The sequence below is a fragment of the Mesonia sediminis genome, from assembly GCF_042684705.1.
In the GTDB taxonomy this organism is placed as follows: Bacteria; Bacteroidota; Bacteroidia; order Flavobacteriales; family Flavobacteriaceae; genus Mesonia; species Mesonia sediminis.
Genome location: NZ_JBHULZ010000026.1, coordinates 162,232 through 186,259, shown reverse-complemented (window position 1 = coordinate 186,259; position 24,028 = coordinate 162,232). Strand labels below are relative to the sequence as shown.

General features: G+C 34.6%; 28 protein-coding genes. 20 read left to right on the top strand and 8 right to left on the bottom strand.

Features of this window, described 5'->3' with window-relative positions; genetic code table 11:
• Nucleotides 1-2 precede the first annotated feature (2 nt).
• The 3 genes from ACFSQ0_RS06530 to ACFSQ0_RS06520 all read right to left on the bottom strand — a co-directional run bounded on the left by ACFSQ0_RS06530 (nt 3) and on the right by ACFSQ0_RS06520 (nt 3,185).
• Entirely contained in the window at nt 3-830 is an 828-nt protein-coding gene (locus tag ACFSQ0_RS06530) for a universal stress protein (RefSeq protein WP_379045871.1), read from the bottom strand.
• A gap of 70 nt (nt 831-900) precedes the next feature.
• Nucleotides 901-1,950: a response regulator gene (locus ACFSQ0_RS06525; RefSeq protein ID WP_379045868.1), complete on the bottom strand. Its 1,050-nt coding sequence runs from the start codon at nt 1,948-1,950 to the stop codon at nt 901-903.
• Complete coding sequence (locus ACFSQ0_RS06520; RefSeq protein ID WP_379045865.1) at nt 1,947-3,185, bottom strand: PAS domain-containing sensor histidine kinase; 1,239 nt, start codon at nt 3,183-3,185, stop codon at nt 1,947-1,949. Before ACFSQ0_RS06520 ends, ACFSQ0_RS06525 begins: the two co-directional genes overlap by 4 nt.
• A gap of 96 nt (nt 3,186-3,281) precedes the next feature.
• Here ACFSQ0_RS06520 and trxA point away from each other — a divergent pair, with 96 nt between their 5' ends.
• The 4 genes from trxA to ACFSQ0_RS06500 all read left to right on the top strand — a co-directional run bounded on the left by trxA (nt 3,282) and on the right by ACFSQ0_RS06500 (nt 5,954).
• A complete protein-coding gene (trxA, locus tag ACFSQ0_RS06515) occupies nt 3,282-3,581 on the top strand; it encodes a thioredoxin (RefSeq protein ID WP_379045862.1) in 300 nt (99 codons plus the stop codon).
• Entirely contained in the window at nt 3,578-4,222 is a 645-nt protein-coding gene (gene deoC, locus ACFSQ0_RS06510) for a deoxyribose-phosphate aldolase (protein WP_379046200.1), read from the top strand. Before trxA ends, deoC begins: the two co-directional genes overlap by 4 nt.
• 3 nt (nt 4,223-4,225) lie before the next feature.
• Nucleotides 4,226-4,924, top strand: a complete 699-nt coding sequence (gene deoD, locus ACFSQ0_RS06505; protein ID WP_379045859.1) for a purine-nucleoside phosphorylase — start codon at nt 4,226-4,228, stop codon at nt 4,922-4,924.
• 223 nt (nt 4,925-5,147) lie between these two features.
• Nucleotides 5,148-5,954: a TIGR00266 family protein gene (locus tag ACFSQ0_RS06500; protein WP_379045856.1), complete on the top strand. Its 807-nt coding sequence runs from the start codon at nt 5,148-5,150 to the stop codon at nt 5,952-5,954.
• A 101-nt stretch (nt 5,955-6,055) separates the two neighbouring features.
• Here the strand turns inward: ACFSQ0_RS06500 and ACFSQ0_RS06495 are convergent, their stop codons facing one another.
• The 3 genes from ACFSQ0_RS06495 to ACFSQ0_RS06485 form a co-directional block, all read right to left on the bottom strand.
• Complete coding sequence (locus ACFSQ0_RS06495) at nt 6,056-6,901, bottom strand: OmpA/MotB family protein (RefSeq protein ID WP_379045853.1); 846 nt, start codon at nt 6,899-6,901, stop codon at nt 6,056-6,058.
• Between the two features lie 87 nt (nt 6,902-6,988).
• Nucleotides 6,989-7,987 (bottom strand): glycosyltransferase family 2 protein, encoded by a 999-nt coding sequence (locus tag ACFSQ0_RS06490; protein ID WP_379045850.1) that lies wholly within the window; start codon nt 7,985-7,987, stop codon nt 6,989-6,991.
• A gap of 5 nt (nt 7,988-7,992) precedes the next feature.
• The gene (locus ACFSQ0_RS06485) at nt 7,993-8,436 is read right to left on the bottom strand and encodes a type I restriction enzyme HsdR N-terminal domain-containing protein (protein ID WP_379045847.1); all 444 of its coding nucleotides are present in this window, start codon (nt 8,434-8,436) and stop codon (nt 7,993-7,995) included.
• A gap of 91 nt (nt 8,437-8,527) precedes the next feature.
• Between ACFSQ0_RS06485 and holA the strand changes: the two genes are divergently transcribed.
• The 6 genes from holA to ACFSQ0_RS06455 all read left to right on the top strand — a co-directional run bounded on the left by holA (nt 8,528) and on the right by ACFSQ0_RS06455 (nt 14,279).
• Nucleotides 8,528-9,535 carry a DNA polymerase III subunit delta gene (gene holA, locus ACFSQ0_RS06480; RefSeq protein WP_379045844.1) on the top strand — a complete coding sequence of 336 codons (1,008 nt, stop codon included), beginning with the start codon at nt 8,528-8,530 and terminating at the stop codon, nt 9,533-9,535.
• The gene (gene menA / locus ACFSQ0_RS06475; RefSeq protein ID WP_379045841.1) at nt 9,535-10,431 is read left to right on the top strand and encodes a 1,4-dihydroxy-2-naphthoate octaprenyltransferase; all 897 of its coding nucleotides are present in this window, start codon (nt 9,535-9,537) and stop codon (nt 10,429-10,431) included. Before holA ends, menA begins: the two co-directional genes overlap by 1 nt.
• 86 nt (nt 10,432-10,517) lie before the next feature.
• Complete coding sequence (locus ACFSQ0_RS06470) at nt 10,518-11,198, top strand: metal-dependent hydrolase (protein ID WP_379045838.1); 681 nt, start codon at nt 10,518-10,520, stop codon at nt 11,196-11,198.
• An 11-nt stretch (nt 11,199-11,209) separates the two neighbouring features.
• The gene (locus ACFSQ0_RS06465; RefSeq protein ID WP_379045836.1) at nt 11,210-12,250 is read left to right on the top strand and encodes an o-succinylbenzoate synthase; all 1,041 of its coding nucleotides are present in this window, start codon (nt 11,210-11,212) and stop codon (nt 12,248-12,250) included.
• Between the two features lie 5 nt (nt 12,251-12,255).
• Complete coding sequence (locus ACFSQ0_RS06460) at nt 12,256-13,194, top strand: CPBP family intramembrane glutamic endopeptidase (RefSeq protein ID WP_379045833.1); 939 nt, start codon at nt 12,256-12,258, stop codon at nt 13,192-13,194.
• A 14-nt stretch (nt 13,195-13,208) separates the two neighbouring features.
• The gene (locus tag ACFSQ0_RS06455) at nt 13,209-14,279 is read left to right on the top strand and encodes an AMP-binding protein (protein WP_379045830.1); all 1,071 of its coding nucleotides are present in this window, start codon (nt 13,209-13,211) and stop codon (nt 14,277-14,279) included.
• A 15-nt stretch (nt 14,280-14,294) separates the two neighbouring features.
• Here ACFSQ0_RS06455 and ACFSQ0_RS06450 read toward each other — a convergent pair whose 3' ends face one another.
• Entirely contained in the window at nt 14,295-15,932 is a 1,638-nt protein-coding gene (locus ACFSQ0_RS06450; protein WP_379045827.1) for a M1 family metallopeptidase, read from the bottom strand.
• Between the two features lie 118 nt (nt 15,933-16,050).
• Nucleotides 16,051-17,679 (bottom strand): acyl-CoA carboxylase subunit beta, encoded by a 1,629-nt coding sequence (locus tag ACFSQ0_RS06445; protein ID WP_379045824.1) that lies wholly within the window; start codon nt 17,677-17,679, stop codon nt 16,051-16,053.
• 173 nt (nt 17,680-17,852) lie between these two features.
• Between ACFSQ0_RS06445 and ACFSQ0_RS06440 the strand changes: the two genes are divergently transcribed.
• From ACFSQ0_RS06440 to ACFSQ0_RS06395, 10 genes are all read left to right on the top strand, one after another.
• On the top strand, nt 17,853-18,029 hold the full coding sequence (locus ACFSQ0_RS06440; RefSeq protein WP_255504407.1) for a CAL67264 family membrane protein: 177 nt from the start codon (nt 17,853-17,855) through the stop codon (nt 18,027-18,029).
• Between the two features lie 112 nt (nt 18,030-18,141).
• A complete protein-coding gene (locus ACFSQ0_RS06435) occupies nt 18,142-18,771 on the top strand; it encodes a DUF4377 domain-containing protein (protein WP_379045821.1) in 630 nt (209 codons plus the stop codon).
• 206 nt (nt 18,772-18,977) lie between these two features.
• Nucleotides 18,978-20,261, top strand: a complete 1,284-nt coding sequence (locus tag ACFSQ0_RS06430; RefSeq protein WP_379045818.1) for a hypothetical protein — start codon at nt 18,978-18,980, stop codon at nt 20,259-20,261.
• 100 nt (nt 20,262-20,361) lie between these two features.
• Nucleotides 20,362-20,832, top strand: a complete 471-nt coding sequence (locus tag ACFSQ0_RS06425; RefSeq protein ID WP_379045815.1) for a hypothetical protein — start codon at nt 20,362-20,364, stop codon at nt 20,830-20,832.
• A 154-nt stretch (nt 20,833-20,986) separates the two neighbouring features.
• A complete protein-coding gene (locus ACFSQ0_RS06420) occupies nt 20,987-21,418 on the top strand; it encodes a hypothetical protein (protein ID WP_379045812.1) in 432 nt (143 codons plus the stop codon).
• Nucleotides 21,419-21,503: 85 nt separating this feature from the next.
• On the top strand, nt 21,504-21,857 hold the full coding sequence (locus ACFSQ0_RS06415) for a hypothetical protein (RefSeq protein ID WP_379045809.1): 354 nt from the start codon (nt 21,504-21,506) through the stop codon (nt 21,855-21,857).
• 100 nt (nt 21,858-21,957) lie between these two features.
• The gene (locus ACFSQ0_RS06410; RefSeq protein ID WP_379045806.1) at nt 21,958-22,464 is read left to right on the top strand and encodes a hypothetical protein; all 507 of its coding nucleotides are present in this window, start codon (nt 21,958-21,960) and stop codon (nt 22,462-22,464) included.
• A gap of 114 nt (nt 22,465-22,578) precedes the next feature.
• Nucleotides 22,579-22,869, top strand: coding sequence for a hypothetical protein (locus ACFSQ0_RS06405; RefSeq protein WP_379045803.1), 291 nt, complete (start codon nt 22,579-22,581; stop codon nt 22,867-22,869).
• Entirely contained in the window at nt 22,844-23,293 is a 450-nt protein-coding gene (locus ACFSQ0_RS06400; RefSeq protein ID WP_379045800.1) for a hypothetical protein, read from the top strand. Before ACFSQ0_RS06405 ends, ACFSQ0_RS06400 begins: the two co-directional genes overlap by 26 nt.
• Before the next feature lie 158 nt (nt 23,294-23,451).
• The gene (locus ACFSQ0_RS06395; RefSeq protein WP_379045797.1) at nt 23,452-23,889 is read left to right on the top strand and encodes a hypothetical protein; all 438 of its coding nucleotides are present in this window, start codon (nt 23,452-23,454) and stop codon (nt 23,887-23,889) included.
• Nucleotides 23,890-24,028 lie beyond the last annotated feature (139 nt).

Sequence of the window (24,028 nt, the reverse complement as noted above, 5' to 3'; positions counted from 1 at the left end):
CTTTATTCGTGTAAAACCAAAAAGGGTATTTCTTTCGGGTAAGTAATATTTTTTTCAACAGGTTGAAAAAGCAAGTTTTGAAAAAGATAAACATTTTTGGCAGGAAGCGCTATCATCTGTATGTCTTCCAAATTAATGAACTCTTGTAAGGCCTTACAAAGTGAGTTTTTTACGGTAAATTGAAAACTATGGGGCAAGTACCTAATATATTCTTTTAAACGTGCTTTATTACTACTTTGGAAAGCTGTAAGCGAATCGTTTTTTTTGGCTACATATAGGACACTTAAAGCCGAATGATTTAAATGAAGAATTTCGGCTAGATTTCTAAACACTCTTTCTTTGCTAAAATTCGAAAAATCTGTAGGAAAAACTATTTGCTTCGGTTTTTTGTATTTAGTTTTTTCAGGCACCACCAAGATTGGGCATTGAATACGCTTAATTACATCTGCCGTGTTGGTGCCAATAAGACACTTTTCATTATTTGAAACACCTTTTGTACCCATTACAATATAGGTTATTTTCAACTGATTTACGATTTGTCGTAGTGTTTCAATTAAAAAACCAGTTTCTATATGAAAATTTATTTGTTCTGATTGTAGCGGAAAATTTTTGGCAATCTTTTCTTTAAGCTGCTTTAATTTATCTTCACCAACAGATATTTTTTTATCAATAGCTATATTTCCTGAAAACTCAAGGCTTTCTTCTTCTTGAGTGGAAGATTCAACGTGAACGATGTGAAAAACAACATTTACCTCCTTAAAGAATGCTAAACTATACTGTATAGCGTTCCAAGAATTTTCAGAGAAATCTGTTGGGATTAAAATGTTCATCACTCAATTAATTTGACAGCAAAAGTATGAGGATGAGACAAGTTAAAGAATGACAAAAATCAGTTTTGAATTATTCTACACAAGAAAGTCCCTTTTTATCTAATATTTTAATATTTCTACCATCAATATCAATCAATCCGTCTTTTTTAAATTGTGATAAAGTTCTAATTAAACTCTCAGTGGCAATACCAGCTACACTAGCTAGATCACCTCGCGATATTTTTATGGTCTCTTCTTGCTTAGGGTTTAAAACTTCTAAAAACTGTAAGATGGTTTGCGCTGTTTTTTTTCTCACCGAACCGTATGCCATTTGTAAAAGTTGTAATTTGGTATTTGATAACTTTTCATTCATAACATTCATCAGTTCTAAAGCTAACTCCTTATTTACCACCAATATTTCTTTAAGTTTTGTTTTAGAAATTCGGGTAAGTAGGCAGTTTTCTACAGCAGTAGCTGTTTCCTCATAGGCGGTATTTTCATCAAAAGAAGAGAAGCCTAAAAAATCATCTGCTTGAAAAAGAGCAGTAATAAGCTCTTTTCCATTAACGGCCATGCGTTGTGTTTTTACCACACCTTTAATTATAAGGTAAATAAAATTTGCATGTTCTCCTTCTTGATAAATGAATCTGTTTCGTTTTACTTCTATCTCTTCACCAAAGTCGTAAAAGTAATTCTTCAGTTCATTTAAATTCCGTAAATCCAGAGCTTCTTGAGGTAAATCTGCAGAGTCTTTATTTCTTTTTTCTAGCAGCAAAGATTTAGCTATACGACTATTTATGGCCGCTAATAAATCTTCTTCCTCAAAGGGTTTAGTGAGGTAATCGTCTGCTCCGAGATTCATACCTGTACGCACTTCGGTATGATCTGTTTTTGCAGATAAAAATATAAACGGAATTGATTTTGTTTCTTCATGCTCTCCTAAGGCTTTTAAAACTTCATATCCATTAAGTTCTGGCATCATTATATCACAAACAATAATTTGAGGGAGGCTTTTTTGCGCCAGATCTAGCCCTAATTTTCCATTTTTGGCCGTTATAACTTCAAATCCAGATAATTCCAGAAGTTCTGCTGTATTTTCTCTTAAAGCTTGATCGTCTTCTATTAATAATATTTTTTTCATCTGCCTTTTTGTGGGTTTTTAGGTATTTTTAAGGTAAATGTACTGCCTTTATTTTCTATACTTTTAAATGAAATATCACCTTGCAAATTTTCGAGGTGGTTTTTAATTATATTTAAGCCGATTCCTGTTCCTTCTGCAATCAAAGCATTCTCTGCTCTAAAGTAGCGGTCAAAAATAAACTTTTGTTCCTCTTTAGGAATCCCAATACCTTCGTCAATAATAGCTATATAGAAATCTGATTCATCTTGATCGAACTGAATATTGATTTCAGAATTCTCTTCTGAGTATTTTATAGCATTGTTTACCAAGTTGGTTAACGCTAGGGTTAAAATTTTTTCATCAAAATAAATCTCTATGCCATCGATGTTTTCTGGGTACTTGATATTTTGACCGTTCTTAAGAACCATATTTGATTCATAAATCACCTCATTGATAACTTTACTTAAAGGAAACTGAGTAAAGGAGTAACTTACCTTACCGGATTCAATCTTTTCTAGAGAAAGGAAATCAGTCAATATATCATTAAGGTACTTCACTTTTGACTTTATCGTTCTAAGATGTCTATCTCTTTTATCCTGCTGATTTTCTAGAGTGTACTTTCCCGCTAAAGTTGCCGAGGTTAAAATACCGCTTAAAGGCGTTTTAAACTCATGCGAAACCATAGATAAAAATTTGGTTTTTAAATCGTTTAATTCTCGCTCTTTTTGCAGTGCATTTTTTATTCTATTTTCTGCCTCAAGTCTTTTTGAAATTTCAGATTTTAGGTTGTTTACTGTTTGTTGCAACTGTAAAGTCCGCTTAGCTACCATATCTTCTAAACGGGAATTTAATTCCCTTATCTCTAATTCGGATTTTTTACGGACACTAATATCAATTATCATAGCCATTATGTAGGTTTCGCCATCTAATTGAATAGGATTAAGACCAATTTCAATAGGAAATTCACTTCCGTCTCTTTTTTTACCATATAGATCTCGTCCAAAGCCCATACGTCTTTTCTCTTGATTTCTCATGAAATTACTAGCATACTTGGTATGAGCATGTTTATAACGATCTGGTATCAATACTTCTAGTAATTTGCCCTTGAGCTCTCCAGCCTGGTATTGAAATAAGTCATTGGCAGAAGTATTACTGGCTACAATGGTTCGGTTTTTATTAACAACAACAATACCTTCTGAAACCGTTTCAAAAAGCAATTTAAATATGTCTTTGTTTTGAGAGGCAAATTTTTCCATAAAATATCATTAGAAAAAAATCAGAAAGCTTAGTTGATATTTATCATTTGAGCAACCTACTAAATTTAGTAACTTTGTCTATAAGCACGTAAATTTATGAAAACTAATTTTAATTCGCTACTACAAGGTAAACAACTTGTTTTAGTAGATTTTTATGCCACATGGTGTGGGCCGTGTAAGGCCTTGAACCCCATTTTACAAGAGGTGAAAAAAGAGGTTGGTGAAGCGGTTAAAATAATAAAAATAGATGTAGACAAGAATCAAAATCTTTCTCAAAAGTTTCAAGTGCGTGGGGTACCTACTTTAATTCTTTTTAAAAATGCTAATCCGGTTTGGCGTCAATCTGGGGTAGTATCTGCAAACGACTTAAAACAATTAATTCAATCTAACTTATAAGCATGAAACAATTTATAGATCATACATTATTAAAACCAACGGCGAGCTTACAGCAAATTGAACAACTATGTAAAGAGGCTAAAGCAAATGAGTTTTTTGCTATTTGTGTTAACGGTTGTTGGGTTAAACAAGCCGTAAGTTTTTTAAAAGATTCTGATGTAAAGGTAGCAGCAGTTGTAGGTTTTCCGCTAGGGGCAATGCATACCAAAGCCAAAGTTTTTGAGGCCAAGCAGGCTGTGGCAGATGGTGCACAAGAAATTGATATGGTGCTGAATTTGGGCGATTTGAAATCAGGAAATTATCCAGCTGTAGAAGAAGATATTGCCGCCGTAAAAGAGGCTATAGGTGATAAGACGTTAAAGGTTATTTTAGAAACATGCTACCTAGAAGAAGAGGAAATTGCAAAAGCCTGTGAGTTGGCCGTGGCTGCTAAAGCAGATTTTGTGAAAACTTCAACGGGTTTTGGTAGCGCAGGAGCTACTTTAGAGCACGTAAAACTAATGAAATCTTGTGTGGGAGAAAAAGCTGAAGTAAAAGCGAGTGGAGGGATAAGAGATCGAGCCACCGCCGAAAAATTCATTGAAGCGGGAGCAACACGGATAGGTACCTCTTCAGGGATTAAAATAGTAACCGATATTTAAATTATGAGTATTCACTTAGAGGCAAAAGAAGGGGATATTGCCGAAACTGTTCTCCTACCAGGAGACCCCTTACGAGCAAAATGGATTGCCGAAACCTTTTTAGAAGATGTAGTATGCTATAATCAAGTTAGAGGAATGCTAGGTTTTACTGGAACTTTCCAAGGGAAAAGAATTTCGGTGCAAGGTACAGGTATGGGTATACCCTCGGCCTTGATTTATTGTACAGAGTTGATTCGCGATTATGGAGTTAAAAAACTTATTCGGGTAGGCTCGGCTGGAGCTTATCAAGAAAACATTGATTTGCGTGATATTGTAATAGCTATGGCGGCGTCTACTACTTCTGGAATGAACAAAAATAACTTTGGTCAGGCAACTTTTGCTCCTACAGCAAACGCCGATTTATTCCTAAAGGCGGTTGAAGTAGCAAAGCAAAAGAATATTGCTTTTAAAGCCGGTAATGTGTTATCTGGTGATGTTTTTTATGACGATGATCCCAACTATTATAAAAAATGGGCGCAGTACGGGGTTTTATGTGTAGAAATGGAAACCGCTGGCTTATATACCATAGCAGCCAAATTTAACGTTCAAGCTTTGGCTATTCTTACCATTTCCGACTCCTTGGTTACCAAAGCAGAAACCTCTCAAGAAGATAGAGCTAGCAGTTTTAATCAAATGATTGAAATTGCATTGGAATTAGCATAATCTATTGAAGTATATAATTCAAATTAAACCTACCTATTGGCGGGTTTTTTATTTATAATTTAAATTTTATGAGCTAAATATCAAATACGATTAATTTTCTTTTAAATTAATTGTATTTTTATAGGTAATTAAGGTTTGTAACGATGTTGGTAAGTTGCTATGATTTATGCTGAAAAAGCCTCAAGTTTTTTTAATACCATTCTATATTTAAAAATTAACTATTATGATAAGAAACGCACACGAAATCGATTTTCAAATTTTTGGAGAAGAAATGCAATATGTCGAAATAGAGCTAGACCCGCAAGAAGCGGTGGTCGCAGAAGCTGGCTCTTTTATGATGATGGATGAGGGAATTCAAATGGATACCATTTTTGGTGATGGCTCTGATAAGAATAACGGTTTTTTTGGTAAAGTATTAGGCGCTGGTAAAAGACTACTAACTGGGGAAAGTTTATTTATGACTGCTTTTCAAAATGTTGTTACCGGAAAAAAAAAGGTAAGTTTTGCTTCTCCGTATCCTGGGAAAATAATAGCTATAGATCTTAATCGTTTTAATCATAAGTTTATTTGCCAAAAGGATGCTTTTTTATGTGCGGCCAAGGGTGTTTCAGTCGGAATTGAATTTTCGAAAAAAATTGGAAGAGGCTTTTTTGGTGGTGAAGGTTTTATAATGCAAAAATTAGAGGGTGATGGGATGGCCTTTGTACACGCGGGCGGCACTACGGCGGTTAAAGAACTTGCTCCGGGTGAAAAATTAAAAGTCGACACTGGTTGCATCATAGGTTTTGATGCTAGTGTAGACTATGATATTCAATTTGTTGGAGGTATTCGGAATACTTTATTTGGAGGAGAGGGAATGGTGTTTGCTACGCTCACAGGACCAGGTACGGTTTACATCCAATCTTTACCGTTTAGTAGATTAGCCAGTCGTGTGTTTGCTGCAGCACCTCAAGGAGGAGGAAAAGATAAAGGAGAAGGAAGTATTTTAGGTGGTTTGGGAAATCTGCTTGACGGAGATAACAGATTTTAAAAACAATAGAGCGATTATTCTTTTACGGATTAATGTAAAAAAAACAAAAAAAAATCCTGAGTCGAAAAACTCAGGATTTTTATGTTTTCTGCTTTTCTAGCTTATTTTGCTTTTTTCATTCCTTCTTCAATCATACTATAGAATTGATCTAACTTAGGAAGTACTACAATACGTGTTCTTCGGTTAGCAGCTTTACCGCTAGCGGTATCATTTCCAGCGACAGGCACATATTCTCCACGGCCAGCAGCAGTCATCCTAGCTGGGTCTACACCAAACTCATTCTGTAAGATTCTTACAATAGAAGTTGCACGCTTTGTACTCAAATCCCAATTATCTTTTATACAAGAATTGCTAATAGGGTCGGTATCGGTATGGCCTTCAACCATAAACTCAAAATCTGGTTTGTTTTTAACCACTTTAGCTACTTTGCCTAACACTTCTTTTGCACGATTAGAAACTTGGTAACTTCCACTTCTAAATAAAAGTTTGTCAGATATAGAAACAAATACTACTCCTTTTTCTACGTTGATTTGGATATCCTCATCGTTCAAGTCGCCCAATGCTCCCTTTAGGCTGGTAACTAAAGCTAAAGTGACAGAATCTTTTTTGTTGATTGCATCACGCATCGTCTTGATTTGTAAATCTTTTTCTCTAATGCTTTCTAATGATCGCTCTAAGTTTTCTGCTCCTTTTTTAGATAGCGTAGCAAGATCGCCTTGATTATTTAATAATGCAGAGTTAGTATTTTTCAGAATGCTAATTTGCTCATTTAAAGAACTAATTCGAGACTCTTTATCTTCAAGGCAAGAATTAAGTTTTACGGTTGCTGTGTTTAATAAATCTTTAGTTTCTTGTTGCTTGGCTTCTAATTCTGCATATTTCTTTTTAGAAACACAAGAAGAAAACAATAATGTAATGGCTGCTGTAGCTAAAAAAATACGTTTCATAGTATGTTTGTTTGTGTATAATTTAAAAGCCAAAGTTAATTATTTTACCGAGTCTTTTAAGCGGATTAACAAATTTTTAATGGCAACTTACAACTGGTTAAACTTTTTCTTTTTTTGTACAAAGTACTTGTAGACTATAGAGAAATTACTAGGTTTAACCTGTTGGGTGTGCCGAATGGTTTTACGTTTTTTGTTGATGTGATTAAAGTTTTTATAAAAACTAAAATGGGCCTGTAATATAGCTTTGAAATGATTGATTTTACCTTTTATTAAAAATTGAATTCCAGCCAATCCGTCTAGTATCATTCGAATAAAAATGGTGATTAAGGCTTGTGGCAAGGATTGATTTTTCAATAAATTGTATAAAGAATTCCTGAAGTTTAAAAATGTTTTTTTAGGATTTGCACTTGCTAAGGTGGCTCCACCTAAATGGTATACTTCGCTTTGGTAGCAGTACTCAACTAAAAATCCTTGAAGTTGTGCACGCCAACAAAAATCTATCTCTTCTTGATGGGCAAAATAATCTTCATCAAAACCACCAAGGTGTTTAAAAAGATTGTTGCGTACTACCAAGCACGCACCACTTGCCCAAAAAATTGGATAATTTGAATTGTATTGACCTTCGTCCTTTTCTAGGGTATTAAAAATTCTTCCTTTACAAAAGGGATAGCCCAATTGGTCTATATAACCTCCTGCTGCTCCAGCATACTCAAAATAAGTAGGATTTTTTAAATCTTTAATTTTAGGTTGTAGAATACCAACGCGTTCATCCTCATCAAACCTGCTTAAAAAGGCTAATAACCAATTTGGAGTAACTGCAACATCACTATTTAGCAAAACCAAGATTTCTTCATTAATTTGTTTTAAACCTAAATTATAACCACCTGCATATCCTAAATTTGAGCTGAGTTGAATGCATTTTACACTAGGGAAAACGGTTTTTAATAAGGTTACAGAATCATCTGTAGACGCATTGTCAATAACATAGATAGTGGCTTCGGGTGAATACTTTATTAAATCGGGTATAAACCGCTTTAATAAATCACGACCATTCCAGTTTAGCACAGCTACAGCTACTTTTTTCATTGCTTTTATTTATAGATAGGGAGTTCAGGTAAAAAATTATATTGCTGTTTATTGTAGTCCATCTTACAAAAATAGTGCGACAGCCCGTTAGTAACCATCAAAAAGTCTGCTTTGAGACTCAAGTTATAGCGAGCAATTTGATCAAAAGTTTCTTGGGTGATTTTTACCTTAGGTGCTTTGCACTCTACAATTAATTGTAAGTCTCCTGTGGTTTTAAAACCTACCACATCATAGCGTTTTGGTAACTGGTTTACTAATACTTGCTTTTCTACATTGATCATTGACCAGGGATAATTTTTTTCATAGTGAAGGTAATGAACCACATGTTGCCGAACCCACTCTTCGGGCGTAAGTATTATAAACTTTTTACGAATGCTATCAAAAATAGCTGTTTTATTTTGTTTATTTTTGAACCTAAATGAATAGGTAGGAAAATTTAAGGCTGTCATAGCAGCAAAAATATATAATTTGCCTGTGCATTGCTTATTAATCGCTTAATAAATCCGGCGAAAGCCAGCAACAAATTTTAATTTATAGAGAATGAAAGAAATAAACGCGGTACTTCGCGATTTAAAGCAAAGAAAGTTTAAAAAGGTTTATTTGCTTATGGGTGAAGAGACATATTATATTGATAAAATAAGCGAATATATAGCCCAGCATGCCCTTACGGAAGAAGAGCGCGCATTTAATCAAGTGGTTTTATACGGAAGAGATATTGAAGTAGACCAAATCATTAGTGAATCGAAACGCTTCCCAATGATGGCAGAACATCAGGTGGTTATTATTAAGGAGGCACAAGAGTTAAATAAGAGCATATATAATCTGGATAGTTTTATTCCTCAACTGCAAGAAAGCACCATATTGGTACTTTGCTATAAATACAAAAGCATCGATAAGCGCAAGGCGTTATATAAAAACATTAAAAAAGAAGGAGTTGTAATTGAAAGTAAACCCTTGTATGAAGATAAGGTGCCGGGCTGGATAATTGAGGAAGTAGCGAGAAGAGGCTACCGCATAGAACCCAAATCGGCAATGCTTCTAGCTGAGTTTTTAGGAACTAGCTTAGGTAAAATTAATAATGAACTCGATAAACTTTGCCTTATTTTGCCAGAAGGCAGTTTAATTACTCCAGCCATAATTGAAGAGAATATAGGAATAAGTAAAGATTTTAATTCTTTTGAACTTCAAAAAGCCCTGATTAGTAGGGACCAAAAAAAAGCTTTTAGAATCATAAATTACTATGCCCAAAACAGCAAAGAGCATCCCATATTAAAAACTATCCCTGTTTTATATAATTTCTTTTCAAAATTATTGCTATTTCATGGTTTAAAAAATAAAAGTAGTCGCAATGAGGTGGCTAGTGCACTGGGTATTTCGCCCTTTTTTGTCAAAGATTTTACTTTGGGAGCTCAAGCTTATTCTATGAAAAGTGTAAGTGCCATTGTGGCAAGTTTGCGCGAACTCGACTTGAAAGCGAAAGGAGTAGGAGCACAAAATTTACCCGCAGCAGAGTTGTATAAAGAACTGCTAATTAAATTAAGAGCCTGATGCAAAAAGCTATCACTTGGGTAAAAGCCGCTCGTTTGCGTACTTTGCCCTTATCTATTTCGGGAATTTTATTGGGAGCGGTATTGGCCCACCTTGAACAAGATTTTCAACTTTCTATTTTTATTTACGCTTTGTGTACCACCTTGTGCTTGCAAATACTTTCTAATTTCGCCAACGATTATGGTGATGGTGTTAAAGGCACCGATAATGAAGAACGGGTAGGGCCAATGCGAGCCCTACAAAGTGGCATCATTACCGACAAGCAAATGAAAATAGGAATGATTTTTTGTAGCCTTTTGTCTTTAGCTTTTGCAGTTTTACTGATTTACTCAGCTTTCGGAAGTGAAAATTTCACCTTAAGCATTTTCTTTTTCCTTTTGGGAATAGCTGCCATAACCGCTGCTATTAAATATACCGTTGGTAAAAGTGCTTACGGTTATAGAGGCTTAGGAGATGTCTTTGTATTTTTATTTTTTGGTTTGGTAGCTGTCGTAGGTAGTGCCTTTTTATTTACGCATCAAATAAAACTCACTTATTTTTTACCAGCCATTGCGGTAGGAGCTTTGAGCGTAGCAGTACTTAACCTAAATAATATGCGAGATCGTTTGAGTGATGCCAATTCCAATAAAAACACTTTGGTGGTTAAATGGGGCATCCGTAAAGCAACAAACTACCATATTGGTCTAATTTTGTTAGCCTTTTTGTGCTTTTTGTTGTTTAATTACAATTTACCTATTCAATTTAATTTAGCTTTAATTCCATTTATACTTCTATTTAAGCATCTATATACCGTGGTACAACACGAAGAGCCAAAAACTTTAGATCCAGAATTAAAGAAAGTTGCCTTAAGTACCTTTATAATTGCTCTAATTTATTTGTTACTTGCGTGGATTTAATTTGTTATAAATTTTTTAATTCATTTAAATTCTAAGTGCTATTGCTTATTTTTAGCCATCAGCTAAGACAATAAAAAACAAAAAATATGAAAATTACATTTTACGGGCAAAATACCCTCGCATTAGAGATCAATGGTAAACATATCATTGTAGATCCTTTTATTACGGGTAATCCTTTGGCAAATGAGAAAGTAGATTTACAAGATTTAAAAGCCGATTATGTGTTGCTAACCCATGCGCATCAAGATCATACCTTAGATGCAGAGGCAATAGCTAAGCAAAATGAGGCAACCTTGGTGAGTAATTTTGAGATTGCCAATCATTACCAAGCAAAAGGTATTAACGTACACCCTATGAACCACGGTGGTAGCTGGGAATTTGATTTTGGAACCGTAAAATATGTAAATGCCGTACACACCAGTTCTTTTCCAGATGGTAGTTATGGAGGGCAACCCGGAGGATTCATCATTGAAGCCAATGAAAAATGTCTTTACATTGCGGGAGATACTGCATTGCATGCCGATATGAAATTAATCCCTTTGAGGCATCAAGTGGATTTAGCTGTTTTACCTATTGGTGATAATTTTACAATGGGCGTAGATGACGCTATTTTAGCAAGCGATTTTATTGAATGCAACAGAGTATTAGGTTGTCATTATGATACTTTTGATGTGATTAAAATTGACCATGACTTAGCGCTTGAGAAATTTAAAATGAAGAAAAAAGAATTGATTTTGTTGCCCATTGGTGAAAGTGTAAACGTTTAAAAGTAAACTCATTGAAAGCAAGATTTATAAAACATTCATTACAATTTAAAACCCCAGGAGGCACTTCTCGTGGGGTTTTAAAAATCAAAAATACTTGGTTTTTGATACTTGAACATCAGGGTAAAAGAGGTTACGGAGAATGCGGTATGTTTGAGGGATTAAGCTATGATGATGTTCCGCAATTCGAAGAAAAATTACAATGGGTTTGTGAGCATATTCATCTAGGCGAAAAACAATTATTAGCACAACTCGGCGAATTTCCAGCACTGTTTTTTGGTGTAGAAATGGCATTTGCCTCGCTGCGATCAAAGACGGGGTTTGAATTGTTCCCTTCGGCTTTTACGCAAAAAGAGCAAGGAATAACCATCAATGGTTTAATCTGGATGGGTGATAAAAACTTCATGAAAAAGCAAATCACCGATAAATTAAACCAAGGTTTTCACTGTATCAAATTAAAAATAGGGGCAATAGATTTTCAAGAAGAATTGCGACTTCTTAAATACATTCGTTCAGAATTTACAGCCAGCGATGTAGAGCTTCGGGTAGACGCTAATGGAGCGTTTTCACCCACAGAGGCGCTAGAAAAATTAAAAAGATTGAGTGATTATGAACTGCATAGTATTGAGCAGCCCATAAAGGCTAAACAAATAGAAGATATGGCCTCGCTATGTGCTGCCACTCCTTTACCCATTGCATTAGATGAAGAGCTTATTGGAGTAACCCAAAGGCCTGCAAAAGAAGAGTTGCTAAAAACCATTCAACCCCAGTATATCATTTTAAAACCTACCTTGGTAGGAGGCTTTGCCGGCTCAAGAGAATGGATTGAAATCGCTGAGGAACAAAATATTAAATGGTGGATCACCAGTGCTTTAGAAAGCAATATAGGACTAAATGCTATTGCACAATTTACCTATCAATTAAACAATGAAATGCCCCAAGGCTTGGGCACAGGTAGCTTGTTTACCAATAATATTGCTAGTCCGTTATACGTTAAAAAAGATCAATTATTTTATAATCCCAACCAGTCTTGGGATTTAACCCTTATTTCTTAAGTTATATGTTTATAGAGCAAGCTTTTCGCGGTAAAACCGATTTTTGGCGTTACCTCATCGGGTCTTTAATTATTGCAATTGTGGCATCAATTGGGCAACTGCCCTTACTTTTTGCCGTGCTGTTAAAAAGTGGTTTTGATCCTATGGCGTTACAAGCAGATCGCTTAATGCAAACCTTAGATAAAAACTTAACCACTTTTTTTATTTTAATCTCTTTTGCTATTGGTTTTATTGGTTTATGGATAGCGCTAAAATTTTTACATGAAATTAATCTAAAAACGATAACAACCACCCGTAAAAAAGTAGATTGGAAACGCGTTCTGCTAGGTTTTTCATTGGTAGGTATATTTACATCGGTAAGTGTTTTGGTGAGTTACCAAATGACACCCGAAAATTATATATGGAATTTTAAACCCGATAAGTTTTTAATACTGTTTGTGATGGCTATTGTATTAGTGCCTATTCAAACCAGTTTAGAAGAATTTATCTTTCGTGGTTATCTCATGCAAGGTTTTGGAGTACTAGCTAAAAACAGGTGGTTTCCTTTAATAATGACCAGCCTAATTTTTGGTTTACTACACATTGCCAACCCAGAAGTTGGTAAAATGGGGTATAGTATTTTGATTTTTTATATCGGCACGGGATTATTTCTAGGAATAATAACCCTTATGGATGAAGGTACAGAGCTTGCTTTAGGCTTTCATGCAGCTAATAATTTAATTGCCATCTTGTTGGTTACTGCAGACTGGACAGCCTTTCAAAGTGAGTCGGTGCTTATAGATATTGCAGATCCCAGCGTTACTTGGGACACTTTTTTACCCTTGATTATTTTGTATCCTATTTATTTTATAATTATGGCAAAAGTCTATAAATGGAAAAACTGGAAAGAAAAGCTAACCGGAAAAATTCAAGTACCTGTATCCGAACGAAATCAATCAATTTAATTTGAATTTCCATTATGCACCCAGATTTTAAACTTAACGGATTAAATTATACTGCCTTTAAAACCCAAAGTTTAAATGAACTTACTGCAGAAAAAAAAGCTTTTTATTCAGCGGTAAATGATTTTATCACCGATTGGCAATCGGCCAATGCTGAGGTTGAAGTGCAAACCTCTGGCTCTACAGGAAAACCAAAGAGTATTAAATTAAGTAAAACGGCTATGCGGGCTTCGGCAGAGGCTACAGGAGAGTATTTTAATCTTCCTGCGCAAACTTCGGCTTTTTTGTGCTTACCAGTGAGTTATATAGCTGGTAAAATGATGTTGGTAAGGGCCATGCAGCTGGGCTGGCATCTAGATTTGGGCTTACCAAGATCAAATCCGCTTGACGCTAACACCAAACAATATGATTTTTCTGCAATGACCCCTTTTCAAGTGAGTCATAGCCTTGATGATTTGCATAACATAAATAAATTGATTGTTGGCGGTGGCGCTTTGTCTAACTTACAAGTACAGGCTGTTCAAGCTTTAAAAACCCAAGTTTTTGAAACTTATGGAATGACCGAAACCATAACCCATATTGCGGCCCGACCAGTGAATCATACCCCGCAAAAAAACGTAGCTTTTACGGCGCTGCCTCAAGTTAGTTTAAGCGTAGATCAACGCAATTGTTTGCAAATTGACGCGCCGCGAATTTCACCAACTAAAATACAAACAAATGATGTTGTGCAGCTGCTCGATGCGCATAGTTTTTATTGGAAGGGTAGGTATGATCGAGTGATTAATACCGGAGGTGTTAAGGTTTTTCCCGAAGTTATTGAGCGTAAGTTGAGTAATTTGCTTCCAGAACGATTCTTTGTTGCTGGTTTACCGCATAAGGATTTGGGCGAACAAGTAGTTTTGGTAGTTGAAACCGCTCCCTCAGCAGTAACCGAACAAGATCTTTATAATAGGTTGAATAATATGAAGAACTTGGAAAAATATGAACTACCCAAGAAAATTTTATGCGTTGCAAAATTTACCGAAACCCACACAGGAAAAGTGCAAAGACAACAAACCTTAGCCAGCTATCTAAATAAAAACGCATAATACTTAAAGAAACTTTTATTTTTTTATTCGCTTAAAGCGGATGTAGTACTCCGCACGGGGATAGCCAATTTCATCAAGGCTTAAATCAAAATCAATAGTTTGCCATTGGGTGTTTAAATCAAAAACTTTATTTTTCTGTTGGTTACCTAGCCGAATGGGCATAGAAAAATTAGGAACATCGGCTACCCAACGACCGAATAATTTACCTTGCTTTTCTTTGATTTGCAATTCAGGTAAGTCGGGATAATTGAGGTATTGAAGAAAAATAGGACTAACCTCTACAGACGTATGCGCCTCAAAAAAAGCCACTACTTCTTGGGTGTTGCTTACTTGATGCTTAAAGTTGAGACTAAAGGCTTTTAACAAAGCCCACCATTTTTTGTCATCATCAATTATACTACGTAGTGTATTTAGCATATTAGCTCCCTTATAGTACATATCTCCAGAGCCTTCATGATTTACTCCGTAGGTGCCAATAATAGGAGATTGGTTATTAATATTTGCCCTAATTCCGTAAAGGTATTTTAGCGCATCCTCTTTACCCCAACGGCACTCCACATAAATTGATTCTGCATAGGTTGTAAAAGCTTCGTGAATCCATAAATCGGCTATATCGCTGGCGCTTATAGAGTTGCCAAACCACTCATGCGCGCTTTCGTGAATGGTGATAAAATCCCATTTTAAACCTACACCAGTTCCCGATAAATCTCTACCCAGATAGCCATTGCTAAATTGATTACCATAGGCTACGGCGCTTTGGTGTTCCATACCCAAATAGGGGGTTTCTACCAACTTGTAACTATCTTCAATAAATGGATAGGCGCCAAATTTCTCATAAAAACAATCCATCATTGGTTTTACTTCCTTAAAATGCTGCCTGGCTTTATCTTCGTTATAAGAAAGCACGTAATAATGTAAATCTAACCCCTTATATTCGTCTTTTATTAAAGTATAATCTCCTACATTTAAAATAATATTGTAGTTGTTAATAGGGTTTTTAACCTCCCAGCTCCAACGCGTGAGATCGGGTGAAATTGCTTTTTTACCCACCAGTCGGCCGTTTGACACATTCATTAATCCATTAGGTACACTTACGTGGATGCGCGCACTTTCGGGTTCATCGCTTAAATGATCTTTGTTGGGATACCATAAACTGGCTCCTGTGCCTTGTACGGCCACACTTACCCAAGGATTCCCATTTTTGTCTTTTGAAAAAATAAATCCACCATCCCAAGGAGCATTAACTGCAACCTTAGGTTTACCCCTATAGTATACGCTAAAAACGATTTGCTTTCCCGCTGGTAATTTTTTTTCAAAATCGATGAAAAAAGCATTTCCTTCACGCTCATAAGCTAGTGTTCTCCCTTGATAAATTACCGAATCTATTTGCATATTCTTAAATAAATCAAGCTGCATAAAGCGTTGCTCTTTAAGCACCTTTGCTGTAATTTCATTAAACCCTTGTATGCTTTTATTTTTAATGTCTAAGCTGATGTCTAGATTGTACTTTAGCACATCAAAATGAGATCTTTCTGGGCGTAAACTTCCGCGTAAGCTGTCGGCACGAGTAAAGTTTGATGGTTTAGAATCGAGTAATTGTGCTTGCATCGAGAAGCCGAGTAGAATAAAACAAAGAATTGAAGACAAACGCATGTAAGAAGACTTTTTCCTAAATTAACTATAGGGAAGATACAACTTTTTTAAAAAAATAACCGGAATGCAATTAGCCGTTTAGGTTTGCATCCCGGTGAATTATAAGTTGATAACTTTATTAAGTTTGAATTACGCCAAGATTAAAATCTTTGGTAATAGGAGCGTGGTTAGCCGCCTCAATACCCATTGATACCCATTTACGCGTATCTAACGGGTTGATTACCGCATCGGTCCAAATTCTGGCTGCCGCGTAATACGGACTAATTTGCTTGTCATAATCTGCTTTGATTTTATCGAACAAAGCTTTTTCTTTTTCGGGAGTAATTTCTTCTCCTTTCTTTTTAAGCGATGCCGTTTCTATTTGTAACAATACTTTGGCTGCAGAGTTACCACTCATCACTGCCAATTCTGCACTAGGCCAAGCCGCTATAAGTCGGGGGTCATAAGCTTTACCACACATCGCATAATTTCCTGCACCGTAGGAGTTACCTATTACGATGGTAAACTTGGGTACCACCGAGTTGCTCACCGCATTAACCATTTTGGCACCGTCTTTAATTATTCCGCCGTGTTCGCTTTTACTCCCTACCATGAATCCCGTAACATCTTGCAAAAATACCAGCGGGATTTTTTTCTGGTTACAATTGGCAATAAAACGCGTAGCTTTATCGGCAGAGTCAGAATAGATTACGCCGCCAAATTGCATCTCACCCTTTTTGGTTTTAACAATTTTACGCTGATTGGCTACAATACCTACGGCCCAACCGTCTATGCGAGCATAACCGGTGATTATGGTCTGGCCATAACCAGCTTTATATTCTTCAAAAGCAGAATCATCAACTATACGTTTAATGATATCCATCATATCATATTGGTCGCTTCTCTTGGCCGGTAAGAGTCCAAAAAGTTCTTGCTCATCTAATTTTGGCGGAGCGGATTTTTTTCGATTAAAGCCGGCTTGATCAAAATCTCCTATTTTATCTACAATATTTTTAATTTTGGTTAAAGCATCTTTATCATCGCTAGCCTTATAATCGGTAACGCCGCTTATTTCGCAATGAGTGGTAGCTCCGCCAAGGGTTTCATTATCTATACTCTCACCAATGGCTGCTTTCACTAGATAGCTACCTGCTAAGAAAATACTTCCTGTTTTATCTACGATTAAAGCCTCGTCGCTCATTATAGGCAAGTAGGCACCTCCTGCTACGCAACTACCCATAACCGCAGCAATCTGAGTAATACCCATACTGCTCATAACTGCATTATTTCTAAAAATTCTTCCAAAATGCTCTTTATCGGGAAAAATTTCATCTTGCATAGGCAAGTAAACCCCAGCACTATCTACCAAATATATAATAGGTAACCTATTTTCTATTGCGATTTCTTGAGCACGTAAGTTTTTCTTTCCGGTAATGGGAAACCAAGCGCCAGCTTTTACAGTAGCATCATTGGCAACCACAATAACCTGTTTACCTTGTACGTGACCTATTTTAACCACAACACCACCACTGGGGCAACCCCCGTGTTCTGCATACATGCCTTCACCTGCAAAGGCACCAATTTCTATCGCCTCTTTAGGCTGGTCTAACAAGAAATCTATACGCTCACGCGCCGTCATTTTTCCTTTAGCGTGATGCTTTTCTATTCGTTTTTCACCGCCACCCAAATACACTTTTTTAAGTTTATGTTTTAGGTCTGCAACGAGTAATTTGTTATGGTCTTCGTTTTTATTGAATTTTATATCCATTTTATTTCAAATAATTGATCTTAGTGGGTTATTCGTTCGGCTTAAAGCCGACTAAAGCCACGAAAATACAAAAATACTACGGCTAATAAACCAATGCTCGCTTATAAAATTGGATTATTCTATAATTTGATTGTATTTTTGTTAATCTAAATTATAAATTCGATTTCATGGCGATGAATAAAAATACAGTATTAGCTTGGGCAACTTTTATTATGATTATTGTAGGTGTAGCTTTAATTGCATTAGGCGCATTTAGATACAATGATGTAGCCGGATATGGTTTTGCAGCCGTTGGTATTGGTTTTTTTGCCATTGCATGGGTTTTCAATGCTTTGAAAGGGCGCGTGTAATTTTAATTACCAAAATTTCTTTAGCCACTAAAATTTTATGAAGTACAAGTTATTCTCTGTTTTAACGCTAATTTTTTTGTTTTCACTGACAGCTTGCCGGTCTGACAAAAAGTTGGAAAATGAAAAAGATATAGCCGTGTTTTGGGTGAATGCTTACCGAAGCAATTGCGATGCAGGAGCTGGCACCAAAAATTGTTTAATGGTGAGCGATGCCGACCAGTGGAGCGATACGCTGAGTTATACCTACTTTTACAATGCTATAGAGGGCTTTGAGTTTAAACCGGGTTATTTTCAGAAAATTAAAGTGAAGCTGATTAAAAAAGAAGCAAATAATTTACCCGCCGATATGTCTAACCTAAACTATAAGTTGATTGAGGTTATACAAGAAAAGAAAGATGAGCTATTTCAACTACACGGTAATTGGAAGCTTTCTACTTTAAATGAAGAACCTTTAGACGGTCTTGACGATACCCCTCGTCTACAAATTGATTTGGCAACCCAAAAAGTATATGGCAACAACCTATGCAACGCATATAACGGAAGCATAAAAAAATTAGATGCCACTAGTTTTCATATAAATAGCATTGCACAAACTAGAAAGGCCTGCCCAGAAGAAAAACAAGACCTGGCTAAAAATTACACCAGAGCCCTGTTAAAAGCACGTAAATATGCTTTACAGGAAGAAGCTTTAATTTTATATGATTTAAATGATCTTCAAGTTCTTCGTTTTATAAAGGAGTAGGCTGTTTTTTATAGTTTTCTTTCCTCTAAGCTTGATGCTGTAAGGCTTCCTTGTAAAATGGGCTAGATTGCTATGTTTTTTCTTACCTACCCGGTATTGGGTATATTTCATTATATTTTTTAGATTATTTGCAATTTTACAGGATTATAGGTAAGTTTGAGGAAATATTAACAATTAAACTATGTATTTAAGTAAAAAGCAAGCAATTGCTTGCACACACACACACACACACACACACACACACACCTGGGCATAGATTTAAAGCTGGTGTTGAATTTCCTCTTAGCATAGAAAAATGGGCCGTTTCTACAGGCACAGAACCAGGTAATTTAATAATTTATACAGAGCCGGTAGATGCGAATGAACCTATAACTGACCCTTGTGATAGAATATTAATGGGTATTTTAGCCGATGAATACAGTCCGCAGCACATAAGTGACTTCCTAGGTATTAGTTTAGCCGATTTAAATTACTTAATGAAACAAGAACACCTACAGTTCTTTATAAATTCAATATCTTTATTATATGAATCTTCATTTAGCACCAATGCGATCAATCATTTTCATGAGGCATTGCAAGACTATAAAGATTCCCAAAACCCTATAACCGATTTAGAATTTGTTTATAGCAGTTTTGATGATATGCTTGAAAAGGATGCACAAAAACAAAATGTTATAGATTTTTTAGTTCAAAATAATTATAGCGATGAAGCATTTGCTTTTTTACGCGAAGCTATGCCAGCGCTGCAAGACAATGATGGTGATGGACAATCCGATGCAGAAGTGGATTGGGAGGATTCATTAATATATATATTGCCTGAATGCCTAGATAATATTGTTTTAGATTTAATCTTATCAAGTAACGGTAAGTTTTCAAAAGTAATGGATAAATTTGTTGGTCATAGTACAGTGCCAAAAAATTTTAATTGGTCTATAATTGCAGAAAATGCAAACGGATTAACAGACGCTAACGCATCTACGAATCCTACCGTTAAACATGGATCTTTTGTCGAAACAAGAATATATTATGATAATATTCAAAAAGGTACAGATATTTCTGTAGCTCGTACTATAATACACGAAGGTTTTCATGCTTATTTAGTTTTTGTTTATAGATATCAAAATATCGACAAAAGTTATAAGAGTTTATTAGATGAATATGGATCTAATTATAATAATAACGCAAATGACACCCACCACGCTTTTTTTATATTAGAAAACATAATTTCTGAAATTGCACTTGCATTGAAAGAGTTTGGGCAGAAACAAGGTTATAATTTATCTAATCAATTTTATAGCGATATGGCTTGGGGTGGTTTAACCCATATTAAAGACCCTTCAAATACAAATAATTATATTTTAAATCCTATTTTTAAAGAAGCTGTTCCAAATCAAACAGATCAACAACGAATTTTGAATACACTTAGTGCCGAGCAACTTAGCCAGACAGTAAATGGTATTGCGCCTAAAGGTGTCCAAGTTTGCCCTTAATTTTTTTGCTATGAAATATATAATATTAACGCTTTGTGTAGTACTCCATATTAGTTGCAAAACAATAGAGCCTTCGAATGTGAACCAAAACTATAAAGTTTTGAATAAGACAATTTATAGTATTACAAATTTAGAAAAAGGTTCTGCAATTAAAATTAACCTTAGACCCATAGATTTAAAGAATAAATTAGATTTTGACTTTTTTAATGAAAAGAATCTTGTTTATTCTTATGGTAATGGGAGTACCTTGGGTGTAGATTCAGAAAAAGTAATTTTTTTAATAGAAAATACAGATTTTGAAAAGATTGAGCTCCCTAAAATAACTAGTTTTAATTGGAAAACCGAAAAATTTAATTTTCCTTTTGAAATTAAAAACGAAGAAATCGATAAATCTCCAGGCACGCCAACATTTGGGTTTTCAGAACCATTGTTTTTTGAAAAGGGGAAGTATTTCCTAATTTACTATGAGCGCAATTATGATGCTTTGCATGGGGAGGGCAATTTAAAAGTATTTAAAAAAGAAAATAATCGCTGGGTAGAGTACTTACAAATCCCTATTTGGGTAATTTAAAAATAGAACCTCTTTTAATAACAGTGGGTTATTAGAAGAGGTATTTAAAATAGTTAAGATTTTTTTATTTTGACATAGGCTTGATAACTAAAAATGCCTCAAGCACAACTAGCTATAAAAGATCAAATTACTAATATGAAAAACACTTTTCCCAATGGCTGCAATTAAAATTTTAAGTTTACTTTTGATTTTGTGCCCGATACTTTCTTTCGGGCAAAAATCAATATATCCGAAAGATACTATATATGTGAAATATCAAGAGAAGAATAATGCAGCTTGGAACGCTAAATTTGAAAGAAAGTATAATCAAAAATTAGGTATTTATTTTAATGTTGAAACGGAAGAAGGAGATATGGCTTTGTTTTACCCTTACTCAGAAAAAGCAGATACACTCTGTATAAAACATTTAAAAGATTACCATTTTTCTGATTTAGAAGAAATCAATGAAAAAAGAAACCGATGGATTTTTGAGAATAAAAGGCCTCCGGCCACTAGAAACGGTGTTTTCCAAACTTATGTGATTGAGGTGATTTCAGATAAGAAGTTTGTGAAGTATCCCGCAAACTGGAGGAATGAGCGGATATGACGATGCTTAGTAAATATTTAAGCCCAACTAATCCAGATGGGTCAGTAATTCCGAATATTACAGTTCTTAAAAATACCAACGAGTTATGAAATACATCCGAATTTTTTTTTGGTGCGGGGTTTTATTTTTACATTTTTCATGTTCTGGAAAAAAAGAAGAAAGTTGGGAAGTAAACCGTTTTGATAAAAAGCAAATTTTTTCTTTGGCCGCTCCTAAAAATAAAACTGTAAATAATGCCAATATATATGTGAGAGGAAAATTTTCTGGACAAGTCAAGATGCAGAGAAGCGAAGGTTATCCCATAGTTGAATTTTCAAGTGATAGCATTCCCCAAAGATTTTTCTATGATTTCTATGGAGGGGACTTTCAGATAATCCTTCTTCCCTCAAGTGCAAAGGGAAAAATAGAACTTACCATCGAAATCCCCTATAGTTATTGAGCTATTTTGATGATATGCCCCAAAATCAAAAGGATTTTATTAATCAAGCTTATCAACAATATATATTTGCATCTACCCACAACTGTCCAAACTAATTACTATGAAAAACTGTATAAGTATTATAATATTCATACTATTTGTAAAATGTACTTTTGCACAAGCGGTATCCAAAAGTCTTTTTTTAGTGGTTGATAGAAGAATAGATTCTATAATTCAGGAAAACGGAAATTCTAATGTTAAAATCAAATATTACCATGTTAATAAGCGTAAGAATTGGAACTTGAGTCTTTATCATAATCATATTTCCAATAGTGTTTATAATAATTACAAATATTCATTACCTAAAGAAATGATTACAGAGTTAAAAAGGAAAGGAAACCTAGAGGATATTCAACTTTTTATGGCAAAACTAAACGATTTTACTATTAAAGAACTAGGGCAATTTTTTAGTAAACATTATTCCTACTATTATGAATATCTAGAAAAGAATAGAAAAAAGACTTTTAAACGCTATAACATTTTTATAGTTTTTAAAGCAGACTTAGATAAAACTTTTGTTCCCTGCTATGAGGTGGCATTGTTAAAGAGTAGAATAGAAGTGCAATAATATTGCGAAAACTATTGGTTGTTCAGCACTCGTACTCGTATATGAAAAATGTCTACTACGAGTACTTGTGTTTTACAACGAATAGGTTTTAAGAATAAATGCAAAGTATACTTAATGATTTCAAAAGTTGTCAATTTAATACACGCATTGGTGGTTGGTACTACCGCTATACTTAAAGTCTACCCCGAGTCAGTAACCTTAAAGGCAGCTTATTTTATTACTTTAATAAAAAATGCTTTAAAAGATTTTGATAACAACCAACATTCCGATGCATTTTACAACGCTATTGCGTGGATAGGTCTTAAAAATACAGAGGCGTGGAATGATCCTTCTGTAAACCAATCACAAATTGATTCAATAATAAATAACGCTATTTCAAATGAAACACATAACTGTCCTAATTAATTTTCTTTTGCTTATTGGGTTTCAGGGCTTTACGCAGGAAATCGTTATTCCGAAAGATACTATTTATCTTAAATTTAAACCGAATGATGGCTCATTACCTCATTACAGGGGAAAAAAATTTAGAAATAAGAATGGTCTTAATTTTAATTTGTATGAAGGTAATGGCCTTATTTATCCAAAAAACGGAGAGTCGGACACTTTACAAATTAGTAGTATAATGGATTATCGTATTACAGCGGTAAAAGATTTAGATAATCTGGAAAAGAAATGGCAAGAGAAAACAAAACCTTTATTGATTAAGAAATATGGTATTCCTTATCCAAATACAACCAATAAAAATAATATGTTCGTAACCTATCTAATTGAGGAATGCGGTAATTATTTTATTAAATATAGGGTTTATTGGCGGCATCAAAAACCTTAAATTTTAATAGTAATGCTATTTCAAATGAGACACATAATTGTATTAATTAGTTTACTTTTATTTATAGGATTAAAAGGCCTTGCACAAAAGAAAATTTGCATTTGTTTAGATGAAAATATAAAGGTGAAGTGCGCTAATCAATTAATTAAAATTTTTAAATGATGAATAAATTAATTTTCTATTTATTTTTATCATTCTCGATGCAAGCAATTTGTCAAGAAAGTAATTTCTATATTTTAGACGAGGATGGCTACCTAAACACAGATGAACATTCAAAAATTCATTATTTATTCAAGGTAAAGCGGAACGATAATATTTTTGGAATGGATACATATATATTCTTAGTACCCAATAGAGTTGGCTTCGATGAGTTTTTAACTAGTAAAGAATTAAGAAAAAGTATTGATTTAAATAGTGTAAATTATGTTGAAACTAAAGAACTGAGTAAGATGGGTTCTTGCGATTTACACGAATTTTTTAGCAAAAAAAAATTCACGGATACAAAGCTAAATGTCATATTTAAAACTGGTAATAGATATTTCACCTATAGAATTGATTATAAAGGTACTGCAAAAAACTTAAATAGTTTTAAATAACTATTATGCTACGTGAGGATTTAAAAAGATAAAAAACATTCAAGAGGTTAAATGTGCCTTAAAATTATCTGTAGAAAAGTTTAGGCAAAGAGATTTTGAATATCCAAAAGGTATAGGAAGCAACAGTCTTATTTTTATT